Annotated in this window: 22 protein-coding genes, 2 tRNA genes and 1 pseudogene; 16 read left to right on the forward strand and 9 right to left on the reverse strand. The window is 40.3% G+C overall.

Features of this window, described 5'->3' with window-relative positions; genetic code table 11:
• The first annotated feature begins 748 nt into the window (after positions 1-748).
• The 6 genes from FTV09_RS06240 (at position 749) to FTV09_RS06265 (ending at position 9302) form a co-directional block, all read left to right on the forward strand.
• On the forward strand, positions 749-3571 hold the full coding sequence (locus FTV09_RS06240) for a 2-oxoglutarate dehydrogenase E1 component (protein WP_067762463.1): 2823 nt from the start codon (positions 749-751) through the stop codon (positions 3569-3571).
• Between the two features lie 16 nt (positions 3572-3587).
• Positions 3588-4808 carry a 2-oxoglutarate dehydrogenase complex dihydrolipoyllysine-residue succinyltransferase gene (gene odhB / locus FTV09_RS06245; protein ID WP_067762367.1) on the forward strand — a complete coding sequence of 407 codons (1221 nt, stop codon included), beginning with the start codon at positions 3588-3590 and terminating at the stop codon, positions 4806-4808.
• Between the two features lie 60 nt (positions 4809-4868).
• Positions 4869-6299 (forward strand): dihydrolipoyl dehydrogenase, encoded by a 1431-nt coding sequence (gene lpdA / locus FTV09_RS06250; protein ID WP_067762369.1) that lies wholly within the window; start codon positions 4869-4871, stop codon positions 6297-6299.
• Between the two features lie 180 nt (positions 6300-6479).
• Positions 6480-7646 (forward strand): ADP-forming succinate--CoA ligase subunit beta, encoded by a 1167-nt coding sequence (gene sucC, locus FTV09_RS06255; RefSeq protein ID WP_180057350.1) that lies wholly within the window; start codon positions 6480-6482, stop codon positions 7644-7646.
• A gap of 13 nt (positions 7647-7659) precedes the next feature.
• Positions 7660-8550, forward strand: coding sequence for a succinate--CoA ligase subunit alpha (sucD, locus tag FTV09_RS06260; RefSeq protein WP_067762374.1), 891 nt, complete (start codon positions 7660-7662; stop codon positions 8548-8550).
• Positions 8551-8927: 377 nt separating this feature from the next.
• Entirely contained in the window at positions 8928-9302 is a 375-nt protein-coding gene (locus FTV09_RS06265) for a hypothetical protein (RefSeq protein ID WP_245668197.1), read from the forward strand.
• Between the two features lie 300 nt (positions 9303-9602).
• On the opposite strand, the gene FTV09_RS06270 is transcribed toward FTV09_RS06265, so the two are convergent.
• The 3 genes from FTV09_RS06270 to FTV09_RS06280 all read right to left on the reverse strand — a co-directional run bounded on the left by FTV09_RS06270 (position 9603) and on the right by FTV09_RS06280 (position 13104).
• A complete protein-coding gene (locus tag FTV09_RS06270; RefSeq protein WP_067762378.1) occupies positions 9603-11315 on the reverse strand; it encodes a flotillin family protein in 1713 nt (570 codons plus the stop codon).
• A 169-nt stretch (positions 11316-11484) separates the two neighbouring features.
• Positions 11485-12123 (reverse strand): YqiJ family protein, encoded by a 639-nt coding sequence (locus FTV09_RS06275; RefSeq protein ID WP_067762380.1) that lies wholly within the window; start codon positions 12121-12123, stop codon positions 11485-11487.
• Between the two features lie 438 nt (positions 12124-12561).
• A complete protein-coding gene (locus FTV09_RS06280) occupies positions 12562-13104 on the reverse strand; it encodes a hypothetical protein (RefSeq protein ID WP_180057352.1) in 543 nt (180 codons plus the stop codon).
• A 322-nt stretch (positions 13105-13426) separates the two neighbouring features.
• Here FTV09_RS06280 and cysD point away from each other — a divergent pair, with 322 nt between their 5' ends.
• From cysD to FTV09_RS06315, 7 genes are all read left to right on the forward strand, one after another.
• Positions 13427-14341, forward strand: coding sequence for a sulfate adenylyltransferase subunit CysD (cysD, locus tag FTV09_RS06285; RefSeq protein WP_067762384.1), 915 nt, complete (start codon positions 13427-13429; stop codon positions 14339-14341).
• A 114-nt stretch (positions 14342-14455) separates the two neighbouring features.
• The gene (gene cysN, locus FTV09_RS06290; protein ID WP_180057354.1) at positions 14456-16072 is read left to right on the forward strand and encodes a sulfate adenylyltransferase subunit CysN; all 1617 of its coding nucleotides are present in this window, start codon (positions 14456-14458) and stop codon (positions 16070-16072) included.
• 147 nt (positions 16073-16219) lie between these two features.
• Entirely contained in the window at positions 16220-16486 is a 267-nt protein-coding gene (locus FTV09_RS06295; protein ID WP_180057355.1) for a hypothetical protein, read from the forward strand.
• Positions 16487-16525: 39 nt separating this feature from the next.
• Positions 16526-16936 carry a hypothetical protein gene (locus tag FTV09_RS06300; RefSeq protein WP_150923031.1) on the forward strand — a complete coding sequence of 137 codons (411 nt, stop codon included), beginning with the start codon at positions 16526-16528 and terminating at the stop codon, positions 16934-16936.
• A gap of 128 nt (positions 16937-17064) precedes the next feature.
• On the forward strand, positions 17065-17586 hold the full coding sequence (locus FTV09_RS06305; protein ID WP_180057357.1) for a PadR family transcriptional regulator: 522 nt from the start codon (positions 17065-17067) through the stop codon (positions 17584-17586).
• A complete protein-coding gene (locus FTV09_RS06310; RefSeq protein WP_180057359.1) occupies positions 17583-17903 on the forward strand; it encodes a DUF3861 domain-containing protein in 321 nt (106 codons plus the stop codon). Before FTV09_RS06305 ends, FTV09_RS06310 begins: the two co-directional genes overlap by 4 nt.
• A gap of 10 nt (positions 17904-17913) precedes the next feature.
• Positions 17914-18195: a DUF2798 domain-containing protein gene (locus FTV09_RS06315; protein WP_180057361.1), complete on the forward strand. Its 282-nt coding sequence runs from the start codon at positions 17914-17916 to the stop codon at positions 18193-18195.
• 12 nt (positions 18196-18207) lie between these two features.
• Here the strand turns inward: FTV09_RS06315 and FTV09_RS06320 are convergent, their stop codons facing one another.
• The gene (locus FTV09_RS06320) at positions 18208-18552 is read right to left on the reverse strand and encodes a co-chaperone YbbN (protein WP_067762398.1); all 345 of its coding nucleotides are present in this window, start codon (positions 18550-18552) and stop codon (positions 18208-18210) included.
• A 132-nt stretch (positions 18553-18684) separates the two neighbouring features.
• Here FTV09_RS06320 and FTV09_RS06325 point away from each other — a divergent pair, with 132 nt between their 5' ends.
• Complete coding sequence (locus FTV09_RS06325) at positions 18685-19677, forward strand: NAD(P)H-quinone oxidoreductase (protein ID WP_180057363.1); 993 nt, start codon at positions 18685-18687, stop codon at positions 19675-19677.
• A gap of 159 nt (positions 19678-19836) precedes the next feature.
• Here FTV09_RS06325 and FTV09_RS06330 read toward each other — a convergent pair.
• Both FTV09_RS06330 and FTV09_RS06335 read right to left on the reverse strand, forming a co-directional pair.
• A tRNA-Leu gene (locus FTV09_RS06330) sits at positions 19837-19922 on the reverse strand.
• A gap of 10 nt (positions 19923-19932) precedes the next feature.
• Positions 19933-20006, reverse strand: a tRNA-Cys gene (locus FTV09_RS06335).
• Positions 20007-20158: 152 nt separating this feature from the next.
• On the opposite strand from FTV09_RS06335, the gene folD reads away from it, so the two are divergent.
• Complete coding sequence (folD, locus tag FTV09_RS06340) at positions 20159-21007, forward strand: bifunctional methylenetetrahydrofolate dehydrogenase/methenyltetrahydrofolate cyclohydrolase FolD (protein WP_067762402.1); 849 nt, start codon at positions 20159-20161, stop codon at positions 21005-21007.
• A 265-nt stretch (positions 21008-21272) separates the two neighbouring features.
• Positions 21273-21941, forward strand: coding sequence for a methyltransferase (locus tag FTV09_RS06345; protein WP_180057365.1), 669 nt, complete (start codon positions 21273-21275; stop codon positions 21939-21941).
• Positions 21942-22021: 80 nt separating this feature from the next.
• On the opposite strand, the gene FTV09_RS06350 is transcribed toward FTV09_RS06345, so the two are convergent.
• From FTV09_RS06350 to FTV09_RS06360, 3 genes and pseudogenes are all read right to left on the reverse strand, one after another.
• Positions 22022-22450 carry a hypothetical protein gene (locus tag FTV09_RS06350; RefSeq protein WP_180024130.1) on the reverse strand — a complete coding sequence of 143 codons (429 nt, stop codon included), beginning with the start codon at positions 22448-22450 and terminating at the stop codon, positions 22022-22024.
• Positions 22451-22608: 158 nt separating this feature from the next.
• Positions 22609-23958, reverse strand: a complete 1350-nt coding sequence (locus FTV09_RS06355) for an MFS transporter (RefSeq protein ID WP_373684995.1) — start codon at positions 23956-23958, stop codon at positions 22609-22611.
• A gap of 259 nt (positions 23959-24217) precedes the next feature.
• Positions 24218-25538, reverse strand: a pseudogene (locus tag FTV09_RS06360) (MFS transporter).
• Positions 25539-25755 lie beyond the last annotated feature (217 nt).

The following is a 25755-nucleotide window of genomic DNA, read 5'->3' on the forward strand; positions in this document are numbered from 1 at the left end:
TAGTAAATAGTGATCGTCACGAGAGGAAAAAATTGTAAAAGGTGATGTTTTATTAAGCGTATGATTTTATGGGGAAAGATATTTTTAAAGTATAAAACGATAAGTATGTGGTTATTTATTGATGAAACGGACAAGCAAACCTGTCAAATGATTAAGAAAATGTTATTATGTAACGTAATTAAAAGGGAGAGGATAGTAATGTCAGCTCTCTTTTGTTTTATGTGGATATGATGGGGTAAATCTGACGTAGACTTTGGTCTCAATTGAAAGATATTTTTATATGTAGCACCATATCATAGATGAAAATACATACTCTGTATTTAGCTAATTTATGAATGGTATGTGTCAAAAAAATCAATTGAAAATGCCCGAACGTGTTAGCATTTATAGCATCAGTGTATGTAAAAAATAGGCTTGATATAGGTACATTTTTTCAACAAATTTAGTGCTTCAGACAGTATATAAATGTGCTTAAGTCGGTTTAGAAAAGCCAAATGGTCAATATTTGATTTTTCCAAGACGATTTGCAAAAAATTGCCCGATTAATGTCGGGTATTTCTCAATGAGTAATGATGCCGCTGAGGGCGTTATTGTTCATTAATCACATCAGGTATTCCTGATGTTGTGATAACGCCTCATGGCTTCAGCCTGATGGGGATTAATGTCATGTTACCAATTTGACATTATTAATCATGGGTTCGCTTAAAAAGCATCCTGAAATGTTTTGCAATAGGAAATGGGTCCACAAATGCAAGAAGTTGCTGACGCACTGCGTCTTGACACTGAACTTAGCGCTGACAGTGCAGCGTATATTGAAGAACTTTATGAGCAGTATTTAACGGCTCCAGATTCAGTAGAAGCTGACTGGCGTGCATACTTCGATAAATTCCCGAAAGGTGATCAACCACACAGCAATGTACGCGAGCAATTCCTATTATTAGGCCGTAATTCAAGCCGTGTTCAACCTGTCGTTCAAAGCGCAGTAAGTTCTGAACACGAGCGCCGTCAAATCGGTGTTTTACAGTTAATCGCTGCTTATCGTAACCGTGGTCACCAAAACGCTAAATTAGATCCACTTGGTCTTGCAAAACGTGAAATCGTGCCAGATCTTGATCTTGCTGCACATGGTTTGACTCAGTCTGATCTAGATACAGTATTTAATACTGGTAATCTAGCAATTGGTAAGTCTGAAGCAACTCTAGGTGAAATGGTTCAGGCAATGGAAGCAACTTATACAGCTTCTATTGGTGTTGAATACATGCACATTGTTGATACCAAAGAAAAACGTTGGATTCAACAACGCCTTGAAGGCGCACGTGGTCAATTCGGTTTCTCTGCTGAACAAAAGAAACATGTATTAGAGCGTTTGACTGCTGCTGAAGGTCTTGAAAAATACCTTGGTAATAAATTCGTTGGTGCAAAACGTTTCGGTGTTGAAGGTGGTGAATCATTCATTCCTATGGTGAATGAACTTATTCAACGTGCAGGTTCAGTTGGTTGTAAAGAAGTGGTTATCGGTATGCCTCACCGTGGCCGTTTAAACCTTCTTGTCAACATCATGGGTAAAAACCCAGCAGACCTTTTTGGTGAATTTGAAGGTAAAGCACTTCATAAGAAAGGTTCTGGTGACGTTAAATACCACCAAGGTTTCTCTTCAAACGTAATGACTCCAGGTGGCGAAGTTCACTTAGCATTAGCGTTTAACCCATCTCACTTAGAAATCGTTGGACCTGTAGTTGAAGGGTCTGTACGTGCGCGCCAAGTACGTCGTAAAGACATTGGTGGTGATGACGTATTGCCAATCATTGTTCATGGTGATGCTGCATTTGCTGGTCAAGGTGTAAACCAAGAAACCTTCCAGATGTCACAAACGCGTGGTTACACCGTGGGTGGTACAGTTCATATCGTTGTAAACAACCAAGTTGGTTTCACAACTTCAGATCCACGTGATGCTCGTTCTACAGAATACTGTACTGACATCGCGAAAATGATCCAAGCGCCGATTTTCCATGTGAACGGTGATGATCCTGAATCTGTATTGTTTGTTTCTCAATTGGCACATGACTTCCGTCATACCTTCCGTAAAGACGTCGTTATTGACATGTTCTGCTACCGTCGTCGTGGTCATAACGAAGCGGATGAACCTGCTGCAACTCAGCCAATGATGTATCAAGTGATCAACAAAAAAGCGACAACTCGTACGCTTTATGCAGATCAATTGGTTCAAGAGGGTGTATTAGATCGTGCAGCTGCTGACGCAATGGTTGAACAATATCGTTCAGACCTTGAAGCAGGTAAACACGTAGCGAATGCACTTGTTTTAGAGCCAAATACTAAAATGTTTGTGGATTGGAAACCTTACCTAGGCCACGAATATACAGATAAATGGGATACTACTTTCCCAATCGAACGTCTGAAAGAGCTTGGTGCCAAAATGCGCGAGCTTCCAGAAGGCTTCGTAATGCAACGTCAGGTTGCGAAAGTGATTGATGACCGTCTGAAAATGCAGACTGGTGAAATGCCATTGAACTGGGGTGCTGCAGAAACTTTAGCTTATGCATCTATCTTAGACGAAGGTTTCCTTGTTCGTTTAACAGGTGAAGATGTTGGCCGTGGTACATTCTCACACCGTCATGCAAAACTACATAACCAAGTAGATGGTTCAACTTACATTCCATTATGTAACTTGAAAGAAAATCAACCACGTACTGCAATTTATGACTCATTATTGTCAGAAATGGCTGTATTGGCATTCGAATATGGTTATGCAACGACTCTTCCTAAGAGCCTTGTGATTTGGGAAGCGCAATTCGGTGACTTCGCGAACTGTGCGCAAGTTGTAATTGACCAATTCATCGCTTCTGGTGAAACCAAATGGGAACGCGTATGTGGTTTAACTATGCTTCTTCCACACGGTTTTGAAGGTCAAGGTCCTGAGCATTCATCAGCTCGTTTAGAGCGTTTCTTACAGTTATGTGCTGAAGAAAACATGCAAGTGATCACACCGACTACACCAGCGCAGATTTACCATGCGATGCGTCGTCAAGCACTTCGTCCGATTCGTAAGCCAATGATCGTGACTTCACCTAAGTCGCTTCTTCGTCACAAACTTGCAACGTCTACATTAGAAGAACTTGCAAATGGTACATTCCAAACTGTGATCGATGAAATCGACAACATCAACAAGTCTGACGTAACACGTCTAGTACTTTGTGGTGGTAAGGTTTACTACGACTTACTTGAAAAACGTCGTGAAAAAGAATTGAACAACACTGCAATCGTTCGTATTGAACAATTGTATCCGTACCCAGAAGCACGTCTTGCTGAAGTTCTAGCTCAATATCCAAACGTAACTGAATTGGTGTGGGCGCAAGAAGAACCGAAGAACCAAGGTGCATGGTTATTCATCGCTCCGCGTCTATATGACGACGTGATGAAAGCGGGCAAACAAGTTCGTATTAGTTATGCAGGTCGTGAAGCTTCTGCTGCACCGGCTTGTGGTTCACCATATTTGCATGCAAAACAACAAGCTCAGCTCGTAAATGATGCTTTAGCTATCGTAGCTGAATAACAGGAGATTCTTAAAAATGGCAACCGAAATTAAAGCACCGGTATTCCCAGAGTCAGTTGCTGACGGTACAGTTGCAACTTGGCACAAACAACCGGGTGAAGCAGTATCACGTGACGAAGTTATCTGTGATATTGAAACTGACAAAGTTGTTTTGGAAGTTGTAGCTCCTGCTGACGGTACAATTACAGAAATCGTTAAAAACGAAGGTGATACAGTTCTTTCTGCTGAAGTTATTGCAACTTTTGAAGAAGGTGCTGCTGCATCTGGTGCTGCGCAAACTCAAGCAGTTCAATCTGAAGCTCAAGTTGAACAAGCAGCTGCGCAAACTCAAGCGGGTGCTGCTCCTGTTGTTGAGCGTGCACAACCAGTTGCTGATCAAGCTCCTGCTGTTCGTAAAGCATTAACTGAGTCTGGTATTGCTGCTGCTGACGTGGCAGGTACTGGTCGCGGTGGTCGCATCACTAAAGAAGATGTTGCTGCTCATCAAGCGAAACCAGCTGCTCCTGCTGCTGCGCCATTAAGCGTTGCTGTAGGTGAACGTATCGAAAAACGTGTTCCTATGACTCGTCTTCGTAAACGTGTTGCTGAACGTCTTCTTGCTGCAACTCAAGAAACTGCAATGTTGACTACGTTTAACGAAGTGAACATGAAACCAATCATGGAAATGCGTGCACAATACAAAGATGCGTTTGAAAAACGCCATGGTGCTCGTCTTGGCTTCATGTCATTCTTCGTTAAAGCTGCAACTGAAGCACTTAAACGCTACCCAGCTGTAAACGCTTCAATTGATGGTAACGATATCGTTTACCACGGTTTCTATGACATCGGCGTAGCTGTTTCTTCTGATCGTGGTCTAGTGGTTCCGGTACTTCGTGATACTGACCGCATGAACTATGCTGAAGTTGAAAACGGTATCCGTGCATATGCTGGTAAAGCACGTGACGGTAAATTAGGTATCGAAGATATGACTGGCGGTACATTCACTATTACTAATGGTGGTACTTTCGGTTCATTACTTTCTACGCCAATTTTGAACACACCACAAACTGCAATCTTGGGCATGCACAAAATCCAAGAGCGTCCTATGGCAGTAAATGGTCAAGTAGAAATTCTTCCAATGATGTACTTAGCGCTTTCTTATGACCACCGTCTAATCGATGGTAAAGAAGCTGTAGGTTTCCTTGTAACAATCAAAGAATTGTTAGAAGAACCAGCTAAGCTAATCCTTGATCTTTAATACTTCAGAATAATGCAATGGGCTTAGAGTGATCCTCTAAGCCCATTTTTGGAGATACACATGTCTCAATTTGATTTAGTTGTTATTGGTGGCGGTCCTGGTGGTTATGAAGCTGCTATCCGCGCTGCTCAATTAGGCTTTAAAGTAGCTTGTATTGAAAAACGTATTCATAAAGGTAAACCATCTTTAGGTGGTACTTGCTTAAACGTGGGTTGTATCCCATCTAAAGCATTACTTGATTCATCTCACCGTTACGAAGATACAGTTCATCACTTAGATGACCACGGCATTACAACTGGTGAAGTGAAGTTTGACCTTGCAAAATTACTTGCACGTAAAGACAAAATCGTTGACCAATTAACTGGCGGTATTGACCAGTTATTAAAAGGTAACGGTATTGAATGGTTAAAAGGTACTGGTAAATTACTTGCTGGTAAAAAAGTTGAGTTCGTATCTCACGAAGGCGAAACTCAAATTTTAGAACCTAAATACGTGATTCTTGCGACTGGTTCTGTACCTGTAAATATCCCTGTAGCTCCTGTAGATCAAGACATCATTGTTGATTCAACTGGCGCTCTTGAATTCCAAGAAGTGCCTAAACGTCTTGGTGTGATTGGTGCAGGCGTAATTGGTCTAGAACTTGGTTCTGTATGGCGTCGTCTTGGTGCGGAAGTTGTTGTATTTGAAGCAATGGATGCATTCTTACCAATGGCTGATAAAGCTTTGGCAAAAGACTACCAAAAACTGTTAACTAAACAAGGTCTTGATATCCGTGTTGGTGCTAAAGTTGCTGGTACAGAAATCAACGGTTCTGAAGTTACTGTTAAATACACACAAGGTGGCGAAGAAAAAACTCAAGCATTCGATAAATTAATCGTTTGTGTGGGGCGTCGCGCTTATGCTGAAGGCCTATTGGCTGATGACTGTGGTATTAAACTGACTGAACGTGGTTTGGTTGAAGTTAATGATTGGTGTGCAACTTCTGTTGAAGGCGTATATGCAATTGGTGACTTAGTACGTGGTCCAATGCTTGCGCATAAAGCAATGGAAGAAGGCGTAATGGCTGTTGAACGTATCCACGGTCATGCAGCTCAAGTGAACTATGACACAATCATTTCTGTTATCTACACACACCCAGAAGCGGCGTGGGTTGGTTTAACAGAACAGCAAGCTGCTGAAAAAGGTCATGAAGTGAAAACAGGTCAATTCGGTTTCGCTGTAAATGGTCGTGCGTTGGCTGCTGGTGAAGGCGCTGGTTTCGTTAAGTTTGTTGCTGATGCGAAAACAGATCGTCTACTTGGTATGCACGTGATTGGACCAGCAGCGTCTGACATCGTTCACCAAGGTATGATCGCACTTGAATTTGTATCTTCTGTTGAAGATCTTCAATTAATGACTTTTGGTCATCCGACATTCTCGGAAGTTGTTCATGAAGCTGCGCTTGCAGTAGATGGACGTGCGATTCACGCGATTCAGCGTAAACGTAAATAAGATGTAAAAAGAGCGGCTAAGGCCGCTCTTTTTTGTTTCAGGTGGTTGTTTTTGTTTGAACAATCATCTAAAAATAAAGATAAGAAATATTTTAAGATTTAAAAAGGTTAAAGCTGCTTTGACGGATGTCTGGGCTTTAATAGTTCATAACAAAGCGAAAAAAGAGTAAAAGGTTGTTCAATGAATCTACATGAATATCAAGCGAAAGCGTTATTAAAAAAATATGGTATGCCGGTTCAAGAAGGTATTCTTGCAACAAATGCAGATGAGACAGTGGCTGCATTTGAACAACTCGGTGGTAAATTTGCAGTTTTAAAAACCCAAGTACATGCGGGTGGTCGTGGTAAAGCGGGTGGTGTAAAAGTAGTGAAGTCTGCTGCTGAAGCTGCAGAATATGCCAATCAAATAATTGGTTCGCGTTTAGTCACTTATCAAACCGATGCAAATGGTCAACCTGTAAACAGTATTTTAGTATCTGAAGATGTATATCCGGTTGAACGTGAATTGTATTTAGGTGCTGTGGTTGATCGCTCAAGCCGTCGTGTAACTTTTATGGCATCGACAGAGGGCGGTGTTGAAATTGAAAAAGTCGCAGAAGAAACCCCTGAAAAAATTATTAAAGTTGAAGTTGATCCACTCGTGGGATTATTGCCATTTCAAGCACGTGAAGTAGCATTTGCACTGAACTTAAAAGATGGTCAAGTAAATCAATTCGTTAAAATCATGTCAGCGGCATATCAAGCTTTCATTGAAAATGATTTTGCATTGTTTGAAATTAACCCATTATCTGTACGTGAAAATGGCGACATTCTATGTGTTGATGCAAAAGTAGGTATTGATTCAAACGCGCTTTACCGCTTGCCAGAAGTTGCAGCACTACGTGATAAATCACAAGAGAATGAGCGTGAATTAAAAGCATCTGAGTTTGATCTAAACTATGTTGCGCTAGAAGGTAATATTGGTTGTATGGTAAATGGTGCTGGTCTTGCAATGGCAACCATGGATATTATCAAACTCTATGGTGGCCAACCTGCAAACTTCCTTGATGTAGGGGGCGGCGCAACCAAAGAACGTGTTATTGAAGCATTTAAAATTATTTTAGCGGACAGTTCTGTACAAGGTGTATTAATTAACATTTTTGGTGGAATTGTACGTTGCGACATGATTGCTGAAGCAATTATTGCAGCGGTTCAGGAAGTAAACGTAACTGTACCTGTGGTTGTTCGCTTAGAAGGGAACAATGCAGAACTTGGTGCGAAATTACTTGATGAATCAGGTTTGAAATTAATTTCTGCAAATGGTCTTGCTGACGCTGCGGAAAAAATTGTTGCTGCAGTGAAAGGTTAAGGGAGTATCAATCATGAGCGTATTAGTTAATAAAGACACAAAAGTATTGGTACAAGGCTTCACAGGTAAAAATGGGACTTTTCACTCTGAGCAATCGATTGCCTATGGTACGAAAGTTGTTGGTGGCGTGACACCGGGTAAAGGCGGTCAAACGCACCTTGATCTACCTGTATTTAATACCATGAAAGAAGCGGTGCGTGAAACAGGTGCGACAGCAACGTCAATTTATGTGCCAGCACCATTTGTTTTGGATTCAATCATTGAATCGATTGATTCTGGTATTGAACTGATTGTAGTGATTACTGAAGGTGTACCTACACTAGATATGTTGAAGGCCAAACGTTACTTAGAAACCTATGGTAATAATGCACGTTTAATTGGGCCAAATTGTCCTGGGATCATTACGCCAGGTGAATGCAAGATAGGAATTATGCCAGGTCATATTCATCAGCCAGGTAAAATCGGTATTATCTCGCGTTCAGGTACATTGACATACGAAGCAGTAGCGCAAACGACTAAACTAGGATTAGGTCAATCGACGTGTATTGGTATTGGTGGTGACCCAATTCCAGGTATGAACCAAATTGATTGTTTGAAACTCTTCCAAGAAGATCCGCAAACTGAAGCCATCATAATGATTGGTGAAATTGGCGGTACTGCGGAAGAAGAAGCAGCTGAATATATTCAATCGCATGTCACCAAACCTGTGGTGGGTTATATTGCAGGTGTAACAGCACCGAAAGGCAAGCGTATGGGGCATGCGGGAGCAATTATTTCTGGTGGTAAAGGGACAGCGGAAGAAAAGTTTGCAGCATTTGAAAAGGCGGGGATGGCGTACACGCGTAGCCCAGCAGAACTCGGTTCAACGATGTTCCAACTTTTAAAGGATAAAGGTTTAGTTTAAGCCTTTTATATTTTAAAGGAAAAAGCCGTATGTCTTAATTGCACATACGGCTTTTTTGTGGAGAGCATATTGGTTTGCACTAATACATTTCTCTGTATAAAAATAATATGGGTATTAGAGTGTTTAATCTCAGCTGAAAACTATATTTAGCCACATTGAAAAATCCATATTGGACAAAAGACAAAATGGTTAAATTAGAGCAAGATTTACTATGTACTTAACAATCTGAGAATTGATAAATATTTGGTGTTCACTGTTTCTATAGGAGACTATGCTATATTCATAATTAAAATAATTCTTTTGAAGACATAATATTACAGATGTTAAAGCCGATTCATTTATTGTTTTGTCGTTGCTTATTCTTGTTCGGGCTAGCGATGAATAGCACTTATGCTGAAAATGAAGACGTCTACTTGGCTGAGTCTTTGAGTGATGATATTTTCCACTATTATCAGCAGTTAGCCGCACAACATGATGAAGAGGAAAACGATTATACATTGATCAATAACGATTTTTATGAGAATGAATATATTCGTGTATTTAACTACTCGGCCTACAACTCGGATGGTTTGAGCCATAAACTAGGGACAGGGGAGTTTCACAGTTCAGACTTGGATGTACTCAGTATTTCATTCGGGTATGGTATTGAAATTAAAGTCAACAAAAGAAATAAAGTGGGATATGAGTACCTTTCAAATTTTCCTTATGATCGTGGGCAATTGATTCGTTTCTTTTGGGTGCGTTTGCACTAAATGGCTTAACTCGGCTTATTTGAAAAAAAGTTTTTTCCATTACTGTTTAGAATATTTTCACTCAATTGTAGCGTCTAGGATGTTTACATTACTTCTTTGAATTTTCTGATGGTCGGCGAATCGATTACCTAGCTAAACTAACTTAAATTTTTATAATAAATGATAGGTTTGCTGTGCTGAGTGAATTCTTAGCTCTATCGCTTTAACAGCTTAAATGTGTATTTTATTGAAAGTTGAATATTAAAGTAGATGATAAAAAACGCGACAGATCGTCGCGTTTTTTGCTTGTAAGTCTAACTACTATTGAGCTTTGCTTTGCGGTTTTAAGCTTTGGGTTAAACCATTGATGTCGCCGCCTTGAATCCCTAGTTCATTCATCAAGCTATCAATTAGTGGTGCTTGAGTACGATAGCGTAGCGCACTATTTACCACTTGATCAGACAAAGCAACTTGTGAAGATTCCGCACCATCAACCCCAGATGCTACTGAACCGACATTGCCTAAACCATTGACCTGTAAAATTTTGATGTCATCAATATTTTCCATCGGTTTAACACTTTCACGAATGATTTCAGGTAAGTATTTTAACAATGCTAGGCGAATTTGCATTTCAACCTGCTCAGAAGACAATACGTTATTTGCTTCATTCACAGCACGTGTACCTTCAGCATCAACTTGGTATTGTTTTTCCATTGCTTGAGCAAGTAATACTTTTGCGTCTGCTTCACCTTTTGCTTTAAGACGGACTTTTTCAGCTTCAGCTTCAGCTGCAATACGAATCGCTTCTGCATCATCAGCTGCTGCTTGTTTACCTGCTTCAGCAGCTACAGTAATCGCAATTGCATCTTTTTCGGCTTTCTCTTTTGCCGATACCAACTCAACTGCTTTTTGACGTTCAGCTTGTTGAATCTGACGAACAGTAATAACTTCTTCTTCAGCTTTTACCGCTTGAGCACGTGCTTGGTCAGCATGTGCTTTAGCTTCAGATTCAGCACGTGATTTTTCAGCAATCGCAATTGCACGGTCTTGTTCAGCCAGTTCAATGGTTTTCTTTTGTTCGACTTGAGCTTGCTGAATAATCTGTGATTTTTGAATATTCTGGTTTTCAACATCACGTGCTGCAGTAATACGTTTTAAGTCAACTTCACGTTCTGCTGCAATACGCGCTTCTTCAGCTTCACGTTTTTTCGCAGCTTCTTGAGAAGCAATTTCTGCAAGCTGTTCTGCACGGCGTACAGAAATTTCACGTTCTTGTTGCAGTTTCGCGTATTCTTCTTCACGTAAGATTTGTAAGCGTGCTTGTTCTGCTTCTAGGTTTTTAGTTTTAATTGCAAGGTCTGCGTCTTGCTCAATGGCATTACGCTTACGACGACGGTCTTCAATGGTTTCGGTGAGTTTGGTTAAACCTTCAGCATCGAACGCGTTTTGTGGGTTAAAGTATTTAAAACCAGTTTGGTCTAAACCTGTTAAAGAGACAGTTTCCAATTCCAAGCCGTTTTTGTGTAAATCTTCAGAAACCACTTGCTGAACTTTTTGTACGAAGTCGACACGCTTTTCATGTAGTTCTTCCATCGCCATTTCAGCTGCAACGGCACGTAATGAGTCAACGAATTTACCTTCAACTAAGTTTTTCAACTCATTTGGAGACATGGTTTTTTGACCTAATGTTTGTGCAGCAGTTGCGATTGAGTCAGCAGTTGGTTTTACACGTACGTAGAATTCAGCCATGACATCCACACGCATACGGTCACGGGTAATCAAGGCTTGGTCATCAGCACGGCGCACTTCAAGACGAAGTGTATTCATATTTACTGGAATGATTTCATGAAGTACAGGCAATACAATTGCACCACCACCGAGAATGACTTTTTCGCCACCAAAACCTGTACGGACAAATGAAATCTCTTTACTTGAGCGACGATAAAGTCGCGCAATAATAAAACCAATAAAAATGAGCGCGGCAAAAATTATCCCGACTGTTACAAGGATACCGCTTGGAATAATGTCTAACATGGATCTTATCTCTGTTGTTGTAGTTCAAATTAGCGTACAAGGCTAATTATTTTGGTTTAAAAAAGTTATTTTCAGCCCCGTTTTGTAGTTTCTAAATGAACAATTTGATCGGGTCTTTTAATATGTATTCATTCAAACAGCATTGAATGTCAATCAAATGAAGACTGTTTTAAAGGTTAGTCGCTTGAAAGCCGACAGCTGTTTTTTGGGTGAGTACGACGGACTGACCTTGATTAAAAACTTCATCTAATTCAGGTTCGACCAGAATATAATGGGTCAAACCGTGTTGATCTTGAACACGCGCTTGAGCTGGGTATTTCTGGCGTGCGTTACCTAAAATAATAGTTGCTGTACGACCTATCAATTCATCGCTATAAATAGCTGTAGTTTCATCTTGAGGTAAAATGCGGGCAAGTAGCATTGTGCTATATCGCACGATTGGCATGCACAGGAATACACAAGCAGGTGCAATGAGCCAAGCGCTGAACATCATATTGGTAAACTGATTGACCAAGGCTTGGATCGTGAAGCCAAGTAAACTGTAGGCACATAAGAAAATAATCAGCCATACAAATAGGGGAACACGACCTAAATATAACCAATCAAGAACTTTGGTAAACACACTATGGTCGGCATCAACGCCAAGTTCGGCGTTGTGTCCAACATCTTCAGGCAGGAATTGATCTAAAAAACCTTGCGAGCCGCCACCCAGTAGCGTTAAGACAATTTCAAAAATGCCGAAGAGGAACATCAGGCAAAGACTGATGCTAAATACGATATTGGAAGGATGTGTGAACAGTTCCCACATTATATTTATCTCTATATTTATGCTTATAAAAAATAAAAAAGTAATTCTGGCTGAATCGTTTTTTCCTGTATGTAAAATAGCATTATCTGTCTATATTGTGTAATCAAATTACATGACGAGTTAACAGACTGTTAAGAATTATGTGATGAATGGCAGCTTATTTAAGCGAAATTTCACATTTAAATGTAAAGTTGATACTTAGCAAAGACTTTGTTTTGGTGTTTTTGCTCTAAATATTTAAACTTAACTTGCTGTTGTGTAATTTTTTTTAGATATAAATAAAAGCAGAGCAGATCTCAATATAAACGCTGAATTAGCATGCTTTGTATTAAATGTTAAAAAGTGTAACTTAAATACTGGCTGCTAAATTCCGATGAAATACAGCAGCTATTTTTGACCTTTAATTAAACTAATTATGCTTCAGTATAAAATTAGATCTTATAGCAAAGAGGTCTGGATACGCACTTTCATATCCAGGGCCGCCTGAACAATAAATGTTTTCATCCATTTGACTTGTTCACCCATTGGGTTGGTTTTTACAGCTGTATCTAAAAAGCCCATGCTTGCTAACTGAAACAACTGTTGTTCAATCGCATCTTCCATTTGAGTACTGTTTGCAGCAAGCGGTAGGTGAATTAAGTGAAATGCTTTCGGAAAATTATAAAAAGCATAGAGTAAGTTAAAGGCACGCTGATCACCTTTTAGATTACCTGCACCAATTTCATAGCCACGGTCTTGATTACTGTGCGTCACCCCAATTAAAAACTCGAGGTTATTGTCCAAAAGTTGTAGACCAAATTGCAGTCCAATTTGATCGGCTGACAGTTCGTGTTGTACAAAGTTATTTAACGGGCTTCCATCGTCATTCAATGCTTCTTGTAAAACCAAAATGTTATTGGAATGCTGATAGAGATAGCCTGCAAGACTTGCTCTCTCAATCAGTGCTTTTAAAGTTTCAAGTGTGTAATGACTATATGGCATGATCGACAGAATTTGTGAGAGACATGCTCACTGTAGGAGATTTTTATAACTTTTTATATGGATTTATTAGAGGATTTAACGATGAGTTCATTGCTAAAAAATTAATTACAATAGCGAAAAATTTATTAGAATAAGCCACCCATTTTATGTTGCTAAAGACTTAAATTAATTAAAATTGATAAGTGCTATCAGACATTTTGTATATGACGAATAAGAATATCAATATCACAAAACAAGCAATCGTTATGAAGGCTTAATCACTATAATGCATAAATATCTTTAAAAGTGTAATAAGTACACATATTCTAAGCTGGTGTTGTCCATGTCATTAAATGAGGAAAGACTTACTCATCTTAAACAGCTTGAAGCTGAGAGTATTCATATCATCCGTGAAGTTGCTGCTGAGTTTGAAAACCCAGTCATGCTGTATTCAATTGGTAAAGATTCAGCTGTCATGCTGCATTTAGCCCTCAAAGCTTTCTATCCTGCCAAACTACCATTCCCACTACTACATGTAGACACGGGCTGGAAGTTTAAAGACATGATCAAATTCCGTGACAACATGGCGAAAGAGCATGGCTTTGACTTAATCGTGCATCAAAATAAAGAAGGGAAAGACGCAGGCGTAAACCCATTCGATTATGGTAGCTCGAAATATACCGACATCATGAAAACTCAAGGCTTAAAACAAGCGCTTGATAAATACCAGTTCGATGCTGCTTTTGGTGGCGCACGTCGTGACGAAGAAAAGTCACGTGCAAAAGAACGCGTATATTCATTCCGTGATTCGAAACACCGTTGGGACCCTAAAAACCAACGTCCAGAACTTTGGAACCTTTACAACGGTAAAGTGAACAAAGGCGAAAGTATTCGTGTATTCCCATTGTCTAACTGGACTGAGTTGGATATTTGGCAATATATCTACCAAGAGAACATTCCTTTGGTGCCTTTATACTTGGCTGCTGAACGTCCTGTTGTGGAACGTAGCGGTACACTGATCATGGTTGATGATGAGCGTATGCCACTGAAAGAAGGTGAAGTGCCTCAAATGAAATCGGTACGTTTCCGTACTTTAGGTTGTTACCCATTAACGGGTGCGGTTGAATCAACTGCAACAACTTTGCCGGAAATTATCCAAGAAATGCTTTTAGCAACCAGCTCAGAGCGTCAAGGTCGTATGATTGACCATGATGAAGCGGGTTCAATGGAAAAGAAAAAGCAGGAAGGTTACTTCTAAGAATCTCTCCCGACCTCTCTTTAATAAAGAGACGAGAAAGTTCCCCCTTTTATAAAGGGGGAAACAGGGGGATTAAAGAAACCGATTTCAAAAGAATTTGTGGAGCTTTGAGCAATGTCTCATCAATCAGAACTGATTAGCCAAGATATCTTGGCGTATTTAAAACAGCACGAAAATAAAGACTTATTGCGTTTCTTGACTTGTGGTAACGTCGATGATGGTAAATCAACTTTAATTGGTCGTTTACTTTACGATTCAAAATTGATTTATGAAGACCAGTTGCAAGCTGTAACGCGTGACTCGAAAAAAGTCGGCACTACAGGTGATGCACCTGACTTGGCTTTACTTGTAGATGGTCTACAAGCTGAACGTGAGCAGGGTATTACCATTGATGTGGCTTACCGTTATTTCTCTACAGAAAAACGTAAGTTCATTATTGCTGACACCCCAGGACACGAACAATACACGCGTAACATGGCGACAGGTGCGTCGACTGCAGATCTTGCGATTATCTTGATTGATGCGCGTTATGGCGTTCAAACACAAACGCGTCGTCACTCGTTTATTGCTAGCCTTTTGGGAATTCGCAATATTGTTGTTGCAATCAACAAAATGGACTTGGTTGAATTCTCTGAAACGCGTTTCAATGAAATTCAAGCGGAATACAACGAGTTCGTGAACCAATTGGGCGATCGTAAACCTGCAAATATTATCTTCACGCCAATTTCTGCGTTGAATGGCGATAACGTGGTAAATCCATCTCCAAATACGCCATGGTACAAAGGTCAAACTTTGATGGCGACTTTGGAAACTGTGGAAATTACCCGTGATACTAGCAAACACGAATTCCGTTTCCCTGTTCAATACGTAAACCGTCCAAACCTCGACTTCCGTGGTTTCTGCGGTACGATCGCACTAGGTGAAGTGAAAGTTGGTGATACGATTACCGCATTACCATCAGGTAAATCATCAACAGTAAAAGAGATTGTTACTTTTGACGGCAACTTGGAACGCGCGGTTGCAGGTCAGGCTGTAACGCTTACTTTAAATGATGAAATTGATATTTCGCGCGGTAATATGCTGATTCGTGCGGATCAAGCTGTTCCTAGCATTTCACGTTCGGTAAATGCGACTGTGGTGTGGATGGCGGATCAACCGCTGGTGATTGGCAAGTTGTACAACATTAAGATTGGTACGCAAACCGTTCCGGCCAAAGTAACCGCGATTCATTACCGTACCAACGTTAACACACTGGAGAAGGTTCAAGTCGAAAACCTTGAGCTGAATGCGATTGCCAATGTGACTGTTGAATTTGATGCGCCCGTGGTATTTGATCGTTACCAAGACAGCCGTTACACCGGTTCATTCATCTTTATTGACCGTTTAAGCAACGTAACTGTTGGTGCGGGTATGGTGGAAGAGTCTGTTGAATGGACTGCGCATAGCAACCCTGTAACAGTGGAAGATCGTGCTGCACGTTTAGGTCAAAAACCTGCTGCGGTGACGGTGTCTGCACAAGCACTGGAAAATGCACAAGCAATTGAAAGCTTGTTGATTCAGCAAGGTGTGGTTGCGATTGCGAAAGCAGGTTTAACTGCTGAGCAAGTTGCGCTTGTTCGTGAAACTGGTGTAGTTGTGATTACTGATGCTGCTGAAGGCACTGATGTGACTTATGCATTCGATACTGCTGAAGAAGTTGCTGAGAAAATTGTTGAGTTGGTTCGTCTGTAATCGATTAATCCACTTCAAATAAAAGACCCGCCGGAAGGCGGGTTTTTTATTGCTATAGATTAATTGCTGAAAAATAAAACACTTAAATTGTGTGTGATGGTTCTCATAAATATTTTCTCTGTAAAATGATTATATTGAGGGGTTTTTATGAAAAAGTTTTTATTTTTAATGGGGTTATGTTTGTCTTTTACAGTAGAGGCTAAGCAAAATGGGCAAAGTACAGAGGTAATTAAGCAGAAAATAATACAGCAGTCTATTGATAGTTATCCGGGAAATTGCCCTTGTCCTTACAATACTGCAAGAAATGGTAGTCGGTGTGGTAAGCGAAGTGCCTACAACCGTGCGGGTGGTTATACGCCACTTTGTTATCCTCAAGATGTGAATGACCAAATGGTTCGAGAGCATCGTAAGTAATTAAAAAATATATTTGAATGAGTAGTGATGGGGGGGAGTATGCCTAAAAATTTATTGGCGATTATAATAACTTTAATGGCTACATCGGTCTTTGCGGAAACTGAATGGGCAAATATTGGCTTTGATGCTGATAGAGAGTTTTATTATGAATATAATCCAGCCTCGATTAGTCAAGTTAAAGAGTATTCTTATAAAGGTCATCAAAAGGTTTGGATAAGAAGTACTGTGATTAATGATATTTCTCAAGATGGATTGGCAGTTGGTGATTATAGACTTCAATTGATGTGGGTAAATTGCTCTGATAATACCTTGGGATTAAAATCTATTGTTGGTTATAAAAAGACTGGAAACGTAATTGCTAACTATGGACGCAATTATTCATATGTTGAAATGCAAGATGCAATACCCGGTACTATGGGGCAAGCATTTGTTGATAGTGTTTGTAGCTGATAAGTTAATTAAAACAAAATTATATTAAGCCACTTCACAGTGGCTTTTTTAATATTTTAAATAAAACATGACAAATAGTAAATTAATGATAAGATATATCTTAATTAATCTTAAGGTGTATCTTTGCTATGCCAAATTCAGACCTCATTGCCGATATTGAAAGTCCGGTCAAGACACGTAAGCGTCTATTTGAAGCAGGGCACATGAAAATATTGGTGCTGCACCTCATCTCCCAAGCGCCCAAGTTCAGCTACGACATTATTAAAGATGTCGGCACAGTTGTCGGTGGCGGTTACAGCCCAAGTACGGGTACGATTTACCCAACGCTGAATTACTTAGAAGAACAACAGTATATTCACGCTGAACTTAATGCTGACGAGCGCAAGCAGTACAGCATTACGGCTCTAGGTACGCAACACTTAGCGGCACAACAGAGCACCATTGAAAAAATCCTCTGCCGTTTTGATACCCGTAAACAAATCCATAACAACGAAGTGTATATCGACATTAAACGTGCGATGGAAAACCTTAAAGCCTCATTACGCATCAAGATTCAGCATTGTGAACTAACACCTGAACAGGTTTTTGAGATTGCAGAAAAAATCGATCAGGCGGCCGTCGAAATCAGCCGTATGGAGGTGACACAATGAAACAGCATCAATATGAAATTACGGTAAAACACGTTGCCGACGCTCAAGGTAATCCATCGAATTATGCAGAATCATTGCAATTTAATGCCTATAACCATGATGACATATTTAAGGTGTTAGAGCATTTGACTAAAGCGCAGCTCTTTGATGATGAAAAGACCAAAGCCTTTGCTGTGGGTCTGAAGCTGTTTGGTGAAACCTTGCTAGAGAACAAAGACCATCCTTTATTTAAAGATTTCATGCCGCATTTTGGCCAATTTATGAAAACACTGAAACAAACCGTAAAAGCCCAGAACGCAGCCCAAGACGAACAATAGGTATTTACAGATGAATCAACTCCCAAAATTTCATCCCAAACATCTGGCATTGCTGATGCCGTTATTTTTATCAGGCATTATGAGCGGTTCAATCTCATGCTTTAATATGCTAATGAATAAAGGCCTGGTCGACGGTTTTATTGGTATTTGGCTACGCGCTTGGGGTATGTCGTGGGTGGTGGCGTTTCCGCTAATATTAATTATGCTGCCGTTGGTACGTAAGTTTCTGATGCAGTTTGTACAGATGCCGCCAGCAGTTCAAGAAACAGTTAAAAAACCTGCAGCTGAATAAAATACGAATGCTTTAGGCTTGATGTTCCTGCATGGTTTTTAAAATGATACTTTGCAGGTTAGATTTCGTTTTTACACCTGCTATTCGTTGTACCACTTGCCCTTGATAGAAAATCAAAGTGGAAGGCAAGCCATAGACGTTATAGCGCAGGGTAAGAATGGGCGATTGATCAACATTCACCTTACCAAATTTCAGGTTTAGAAATTGTGCTGACATTTGCGTAGCGCATTGTTCAAAGATTGGAAAGTTTTGCACGCACGGTGCGCACCAGTCCGCATAAAAGCGAATTACTGCAAAACCGTCAAACCATTCATAATCGCTGTAGTTATCTTCGTTATATTCAACAACCTGAACCATGTGCTGCCTATTATCAATTTGCTAAATAGTCAGCCAATTATACATAAGTCCATTGTTATTCAATCTGCATGCTTTCTATGTTCAAATAGTGCAGAGATAGATGAATAGTCAATAATTGAAAAAGGAAGAACAATGTCACAGGCTTTGATGCAACAAGTCATTATTACCGAACCGGGCGGCGTAGAAAAATTGGCCTATGAAAGCGTTGCTGTACCTACTGCAAAATCTGATGAAGTACTGGTAAAGGTTCATGCCTTTGGTATTAACCGCCCAGACATCTTACAGCGTCAAGGTTTATATCCAATGCCTAAAGGTGTAACACCTGTACCGGGTTTAGAAGTTGCAGGCGAGGTGGTTGCAGTCGGTGCTGATGTCACCTTATTTAAAGTGGGTGATAAAGTCTGTGGCCTAACCAATGGTGGTGGTTATGCTGAGTATTGTGTTGTACCTGAAAGCCAAACTTTGAGTATTCCTGAAGGGGTGAGCTTTACTCAAGCAGCGGCCATTCCTGAAACGTTCTTTACAGTTTGGGCAAATGTATTCCAAATGGGTAAAGCCAAAGCAGGTGAAACGGTACTTATACATGGCGGTACTAGCGGTATTGGTACTACAGCGATTATGTTGTGTAATGCTTTAGGTATGAAAACCTTTGCGACGGTAGGTTCAGATGAAAAAGTCGCTGCTATTTCAAATATCACTCATGCCATTAACTATAAAACTCAAGACTTTGAGCAAGTGATTAATGAGGCGACCGCTGAGCAAGGCGTCGATGTGATTTTAGATATCGTGGGTGCACCGTATTTAGCACAGAACTTAAATCTATTACGTCGTGATGGTCGTTTGGTTTATATCGCATTCTTAGGTGGTGCAAAAGCCAAAGAGGTGAAGTTAGGTCAAATCATGATGAAACGCTTAACCATTACCGGTTCAACCATGCGTGCACGTAATACCGAAGAAAAAGCAGAAATTGCTAAGGGTATTCAGGAAAATGTTGTGCCTTTATGGGCAAAAGGTGAATGCCTGCCAATGATCTACAAGACATTTAAGTTTGATCAAATCCAAGACGCGCATGCAGCCATGGATACAGGTGATCATGTGGGTAAGATTGTGGTCGAAGTAATTTAAATATAAATTTTTGAGAATAAAGTATTTAAGAAATACAGTTACTAAAGTAAGAAGAGAGGGCGTTGTCCCTCTTTTTTTATTGGTGTGTTAAATTTTAGGCATAAAAAAACCAGCTTATCGCTGGGTTCTTTATTTACACCATCTTCAGTAGTAGAAGAATGGTGCCCGAGGCCAGACTCGAACTGGCACGCTTTGTGGGCGGGGGATTTTAAATCCCCTGTGTCTACCGATTTCACCACTCGGGCTTAACAAGATTGGAGGCGGAGGTCGGAATCGAACCGGCGTACACGGAGTTGCAGTCCGCTGCATGACCACTCTGCCACCCCGCCATGTCTTGTTGATGCGTATATTAGCAAGCTCTGAAAAAAAAACAATAGCAGATTCATCTGTATGAGCATAAAAGCAGCATACAAGGTAAAAAATTTAAAATAATCATGTATTATGTGCAAAATTGATTCATATCATCACTTGGAGAAGTGCCGTGGCATTAGTTTTAGATGGTCGTGCATTGGCGAAGCAAATTGAAGCTGACTTGTTAACTCGCGTTGAAGCGCTAAAAGAGAAAACTGGTCGTACCCCAATTCTTGCGACTATTTTGGTAGGTGACGATGGTGCATCTGCAACTTATGTACGTATGAAAGGGAATGCTTGCCGCCGTGTTGGTATGGATTCATTAAAAGTTGAGCTTCCTAAAGAAACCACAACTGAACAATTACTTGCTGAAATTGAAAAATTAAATGCAAACCCAGATGTTCACGGTATTTTGTTACAACACCCAGTACCTGCTCAAATTGACGAACGTGCTTGCTTCGATGCAATCTCACTTGAAAAAGACGTTGATGGTGTTACTTGCTTAGGCTTCGGTCGTATGGCGATGGGTGAAGCTGCGTATGGTTCTGCAACACCAGCAGGCATCATGACCATTTTGAAAGAAAACAACATTGAAATCGCAGGTAAACACGCGGTAGTTGTGGGTCGTTCAGCAATTTTGGGTAAACCAATGTCTGCAATGTTACTTGAAGCAAATGCGACAGTGACTACTTGCCACTCACGTACTCAAAACTTGGCTGACTTTGTTAAACAAGCTGACATTATTGTAGGTGCGGTTGGTAAAGCTGAATTGATTCAAAAAGATTGGATCAAACCGGGTGCTGTAGTGGTTGATGCTGGCTTCCATCCACGTGATGGCGGCGGTGTAGGTGATATCCAATTGGTGGGGATTGAAGAAGTTGCTTCTGCTTATACTCCTGTTCCAGGTGGTGTAGGCCCAATGACCATTACAACTTTGATTCGTCAAACTGTTGAAGCTGCTGAAAAAGCGTTGGGTTAATCTTTTAATTAAAAGATCTTAAAGTCACAACGGAGTCTTACCGTTATGACTTATAAATGTAAGAAGCCCGTATGTTACTTTTTTTTCGGCAAAAGTAACCAAAACCATTTGTCATCTGCTGAACTCGACATAATCAGTCTTTTGATTAATGGTGTCGCAGAAACAGTGTTCATTCGATTGAGGCCTGTCTCGCACAGCAGCAGATGACGATGTCGCGTATCTAATACGTTTATAAATTCAAATAAAATCATCTCCAAGGCTTAATATGAGCTGTACTTTTCAATTTACTAAAGCCCCAGACCACCTAATTCAAGCCTTGCATGATGTGATTCCAAATTGTGAATTACATGCACAACAGTTACCTGAAACGCCAATTTCTCTGTGGCTAATTCCACCCGTATTTCCAACGGATAAAATGGATGACGAAGTCATTCGAAGGATTTGGAACGACACGCCGTATTGGATATTTTGCTGGGCATCTGGTTTGGCGATGGCGCAGTGGTTGTTGGCACAACCGCATCATGTCAAAGACAAAGTGGTATTAGATTTTGGTGCAGGCTCAGGCGTGGTAGCGATTGCTGCAAAAATGGCAGGGGCCAAGCGTGTAATTTGCTGTGATATCGACCAAGTCAGTTTAGATGCTTGCCGTGCGAATGCTGAGCTGAATGATGTTGAATTAGAATATTTGGATGATCTATATAAAGCCGAGCAGGTGGATATTTTGCTAGCAGCGGATGTTTTATATGATCAATGTAATCGCTTCTTTCTAGACGAATTTCTTAAGTTTGCGCCTGAAGTATGGGTGGCGGATAGTCGAGTGAAAAATTTCAGTCATCCAAAATATGAAAAACTTGATGAGCGAAGTGCAACGACATGGCCAGATTTAGATGAATCGCCAGAGTTTCGTAATGTGAGTTTTTATAAAACACTGTAATTGCAAATTTAGAAATTCAAAGTAAAAAAATAAGACGCATGCAGCGTCTTATTTTTTGTCCTAGGACAGGTCATTTTTTATTAAGAACATGTATAGCGAACGACGCGTAAAGTTGCTGGACGTGCATCTAAAGCATCACGTGCGCCTAGATTGTCTGAGTTACGTAGATCTGGGGTATTCGATAAACCAAAATTCGCACGGGTATTGCCAATTTGGCGACCGTATTGGGTGTTTTCTAAAGCTGGATTGGCAATTTCATTGACGCTAAGAATTTGTAATTTATAAGTTTTTTGTGGGCTTAATACTTTTTGGCAGGCACGTTGAAGTTTGTTGGCATCGAGTTGTTGGTTTTGGCGACCAGCTAATGTATAAGCCAAAGTTGCCGAATCCGCCGACTGTGATTCAATTTGAAAACCTGTTTGTCCATTATAAGCACGTGGTGTGCTTTGGCATGCAGCCATCGACATTGCAACAATACCCAAACTCAAAACTTTATAAATATTTTTCATATTTCATTCGCCGTGTGTATTTATAACTTCAGTATGCCATAGCTTGGACAGGGACTCGATGGCTAAAGTAATTATTGTTGAAATAGATCATTTCGATATGACATAAAAAGCCCATCAATGTGTATTGATGGGCTAGGCTTAAATCACAATAAATCGAATTAATTATCTGTAATCATGCTGTGTTTTTTAGTGTCTTTCATGAAAATGTAAGTCAGTAGTGACAGACCGATCATGAAGGTAATGTAGTAGAAGAAATAATTTTCATGGCCTGCATTTTTGAAGCTCAAAGCGACAAGTTCTGCTGTACCACCAAATAAAGTGTTAGCAATAGCATACGGCAAAGCAACCCCGAGTGCACGGATATGTGCGGGGAACAATTCAGCTTTAACTACAGCGTTAATGGCAGTATAACCAGTCACAATCACCATACCACTCATACAAAGCATAAATGCAGTTGTTGGGCTGGTTGTTGAACCAATACCGTTGAAAATTGGAATCGTGAACAATACACCCAGAACACCAAAGGCAATCATAATTGGCTTACGACCTATTTTGTCAGAAAGCGCACCAACAGCAGGTTGTAACAACATGAAGATGAAAATCGCAGCAGTGGTAATTTCAGTTGCTGTGGTTTTTTCAAAACCTGATGTATTTACAAGATATTTCTGTAAGTAAGTCGTAAAAGTGTTGAAGGCCAATGTACCACCAGCAGTCAACATAATCACAGTGAAAGCTTGTTTAGGGTATTTGGTAAATAACGCCAAGGCACCAGATTTTGGACCACCATTTTTGGCTTGTTCTTGTGCTTCTTTAGATGACTGTGTTTCTACTAAGCCACGACGAATCCAGAACACGACAATCGCGAGTAATGCCCCGATAAAGAACGGTACGCGCCAGCCCCATTCAGTCAAAGCTTGTTCTGATAGGTTGCGTTGCAAAATAATCAACACACACAGTGCAAGTAACTGACCTGAAATGAGAGTGACATATTGGAAACTTGAGAAGAAGCCACGGTGATTTTTACCTGCCATTTCGGTCAAGTAAGTTGCACTTGAACCATATTCACCACCAACACTCAAGCCTTGTAGTAGACGTGCAAGTAATAGAATTGCTGGGGCAAGCATACCAACTGAATCATAGGTTGGAGCGCAGGCAATCATTAATGAGCCGACACACATCAAAGACACAGAAACTGTTAAACCCGCTTTACGGCCTTTGCGGTCAGCATAAATACCCATCACCCATGCGCCAATTGGACGCATTAAAAAGCCTAAGGCAAATACAGCCGCAGCTTGTAAGAGTTTAACGGTGCTGTCGCCATCAGGGAAAAATTGTGGCGCAAAATAGAGGGTAAACGCTGCATAAACATACCAGTCGTACCATTCTACGAGGTTGCCGGCAGATCCACCGAGGATAGATTTGACACGAGTTTTTCTATCAAATTGCTCTGGAGCAACTTGTTCAGATGAGTTTGACACATCATTCTCCGAGGAATGAATGCAAAACATATCCATTTAAACTCTTGAGAGAAAAAGTTTAAATCAATATGTTTTGTCGAAATGGAAGATGGGAGGATATTTATTTAATTTATACTCCGATCTAAAGCTAAAATCATGCGACTTTAGTCTAAAAAAAGCGAAATAATTATGCATATAAAGATTTTTCGACTAACTGGAAAAGCTTAAAGCCCCAATAGATGGGACTTTAACTGTGTATGAAGGTGAATAATTGATCGCTATGATTAATATATCGTCAAGCTGAGGTTGGTTAGTGTTCCTTAATTTGCGAATGATGTTTGGTGTCCTTCATGGAGATATATACCAGTAATGAAATGAAAATCATGATGGTGACATAAATAAAGAACCAACTCTCATGTCCTGCTTCCTTAAAGCTCAGCGCAAAAAATTCCGCTGTACCACCAAAAATAGTATTTGCTAAAGCATAAGGTAAGGCTACACCGAGTGCACGTATGTGAGCGGGGAACATCTCGGCTTTTACTACAGCATTAATCGAGGTGTAACCCGTAACAATGACTAGACCTGCCAAACATAGCCAAAATGCAGTCCAATAATCTTGTGTTGCTCCAAGTGTTTGAAACAATATATAGGTAAACAGCACACCCAATACACCAAAGGCAATCATGAGTGGTTTTCGACCTATCTTGTCGGATAATCCACCAGCAAGTGGTTGTAAACACATAAAGATAAACAGCGCCAGTGAGGTGATTTGGGTGGCCTCAGGTTTGGTGAATCCTGAAGTATTTACCAGATATTTTTGTAGATAGGTCGTATACGTATAAAACGCTAATGTACCGCCAGCAGTTAAAAACAGTACCGTGAAAGCTTCTTTAGGATAATGCTTAAACAGTGAAAATAAGCCAGATTCAGGTTGGTCTTTCTGTGTTTGGGCGTTTTTAAAAGATTGAGTTTCCAATAATCCACGTCGAATATAAAACACTACAATCGCTAAACACGCACCAATAAAGAAAGGAATACGCCATCCCCAATCATGTAATTGTTCTTCGGTGAGGAGCCATTGCAAAATGAGTAAGACACACAGTGCGGTTAATTGACCGGCAATCAGCGTGACATATTGGAAACTGGAAAAGAAACCTCGACGATTTTTTTCCGCCATTTCACTTAAATAGGTTGCACTTGCACCATACTCACCACCAACACTTAAGCCCTGAATTAATCGTGCAACGACCAAAATGATTGGGGCAAGTATGCCGGCCTGATCATGTGTCGGTGAAACGGCTATCATTAATGAGCCAATACACATTAGGGTTACAGATAGCGTTAAACCTGATTTACGGCCTTTTTTGTCGGAGTAAATCCCCATAATCCAAGCGCCAATTGGGCGCATGAGGAAGCCGACGGCAAAGATTGCGGCAGCTTGTAATAGTTGAGCTGTTTGGCTGCCTTCAGGGAAAAAAGGCATGCGCAAAATACAGGGTAAATGCGGCATAGACATACCAATCATACCATTCAACCAAGTGACCAGCTGAACCGCCTAAAATGGATTTGACCCGTGTTTTTGTATCTAAATTTGAGTGAACTACCGTTTCATCCGTCATTCTGAAATCCATATTTTTTTTATTGTGTGGGTTTATCTTAAGCGCATAAAAAAGTATGAAATGTAAACTAAAAAAGAGGTTTTGTTTGTAAAGTGTACAATTTATCGTGCTGTCATAGTTTTTGCTTGAACTATGGGTTATGCGCTTTTAAAGCGAAGATTTTTAATTTGATTGAATGTGCTATTGAGATGTGTGGTTTATCAACCTACATTTGAAAATAGGTATATAA

Origin of the sequence: Acinetobacter sp. YH12227 (assembly GCF_013417785.1) — a bacterium.
Lineage (GTDB): Bacteria > Pseudomonadota > Gammaproteobacteria > Pseudomonadales > Moraxellaceae > Acinetobacter > Acinetobacter gandensis.

Excerpts from the sequence above, each read along its gene's own strand:
- FTV09_RS06315 (WP_180057361.1), top strand. The coding sequence starts at position 17,914 with ATGAATCAACTCCCAAAATTTCATCCCAAACATCTGGCATTGCTGATG.
- FTV09_RS06305 (WP_180057357.1), top strand. The coding sequence starts at position 17,065 with ATGCCAAATTCAGACCTCATTGCCGATATTGAAAGTCCGGTCAAGACA.
- FTV09_RS06355 (WP_373684995.1), bottom strand. The coding sequence starts at position 23,958 with ATGTTTTGCATTCATTCCTCGGAGAATGATGTGTCAAACTCATCTGAA.
- FTV09_RS06265 (WP_245668197.1), top strand. The coding sequence starts at position 8,928 with ATGAATAGCACTTATGCTGAAAATGAAGACGTCTACTTGGCTGAGTCT.
- lpdA (WP_067762369.1), top strand. The coding sequence starts at position 4,869 with ATGTCTCAATTTGATTTAGTTGTTATTGGTGGCGGTCCTGGTGGTTAT.
- FTV09_RS06240 (WP_067762463.1), top strand. The coding sequence starts at position 749 with ATGCAAGAAGTTGCTGACGCACTGCGTCTTGACACTGAACTTAGCGCT.
- sucD (WP_067762374.1), top strand. The coding sequence starts at position 7,660 with ATGAGCGTATTAGTTAATAAAGACACAAAAGTATTGGTACAAGGCTTC.
- cysD (WP_067762384.1), top strand. The coding sequence starts at position 13,427 with ATGTCATTAAATGAGGAAAGACTTACTCATCTTAAACAGCTTGAAGCT.
- FTV09_RS06345 (WP_180057365.1), top strand. The coding sequence starts at position 21,273 with ATGAGCTGTACTTTTCAATTTACTAAAGCCCCAGACCACCTAATTCAA.
- FTV09_RS06325 (WP_180057363.1), top strand. The coding sequence starts at position 18,685 with ATGTCACAGGCTTTGATGCAACAAGTCATTATTACCGAACCGGGCGGC.
- FTV09_RS06275 (WP_067762380.1), bottom strand. The coding sequence starts at position 12,123 with ATGTGGGAACTGTTCACACATCCTTCCAATATCGTATTTAGCATCAGT.
- FTV09_RS06270 (WP_067762378.1), bottom strand. The coding sequence starts at position 11,315 with ATGTTAGACATTATTCCAAGCGGTATCCTTGTAACAGTCGGGATAATT.
- FTV09_RS06310 (WP_180057359.1), top strand. The coding sequence starts at position 17,583 with ATGAAACAGCATCAATATGAAATTACGGTAAAACACGTTGCCGACGCT.
- FTV09_RS06350 (WP_180024130.1), bottom strand. The coding sequence starts at position 22,450 with ATGAAAAATATTTATAAAGTTTTGAGTTTGGGTATTGTTGCAATGTCG.
- sucC (WP_180057350.1), top strand. The coding sequence starts at position 6,480 with ATGAATCTACATGAATATCAAGCGAAAGCGTTATTAAAAAAATATGGT.
- cysN (WP_180057354.1), top strand. The coding sequence starts at position 14,456 with ATGTCTCATCAATCAGAACTGATTAGCCAAGATATCTTGGCGTATTTA.
- FTV09_RS06300 (WP_150923031.1), top strand. The coding sequence starts at position 16,526 with ATGCCTAAAAATTTATTGGCGATTATAATAACTTTAATGGCTACATCG.
- odhB (WP_067762367.1), top strand. The coding sequence starts at position 3,588 with ATGGCAACCGAAATTAAAGCACCGGTATTCCCAGAGTCAGTTGCTGAC.
- FTV09_RS06280 (WP_180057352.1), bottom strand. The coding sequence starts at position 13,104 with ATGCCATATAGTCATTACACACTTGAAACTTTAAAAGCACTGATTGAG.
- FTV09_RS06320 (WP_067762398.1), bottom strand. The coding sequence starts at position 18,552 with ATGGTTCAGGTTGTTGAATATAACGAAGATAACTACAGCGATTATGAA.
- FTV09_RS06295 (WP_180057355.1), top strand. The coding sequence starts at position 16,220 with ATGAAAAAGTTTTTATTTTTAATGGGGTTATGTTTGTCTTTTACAGTA.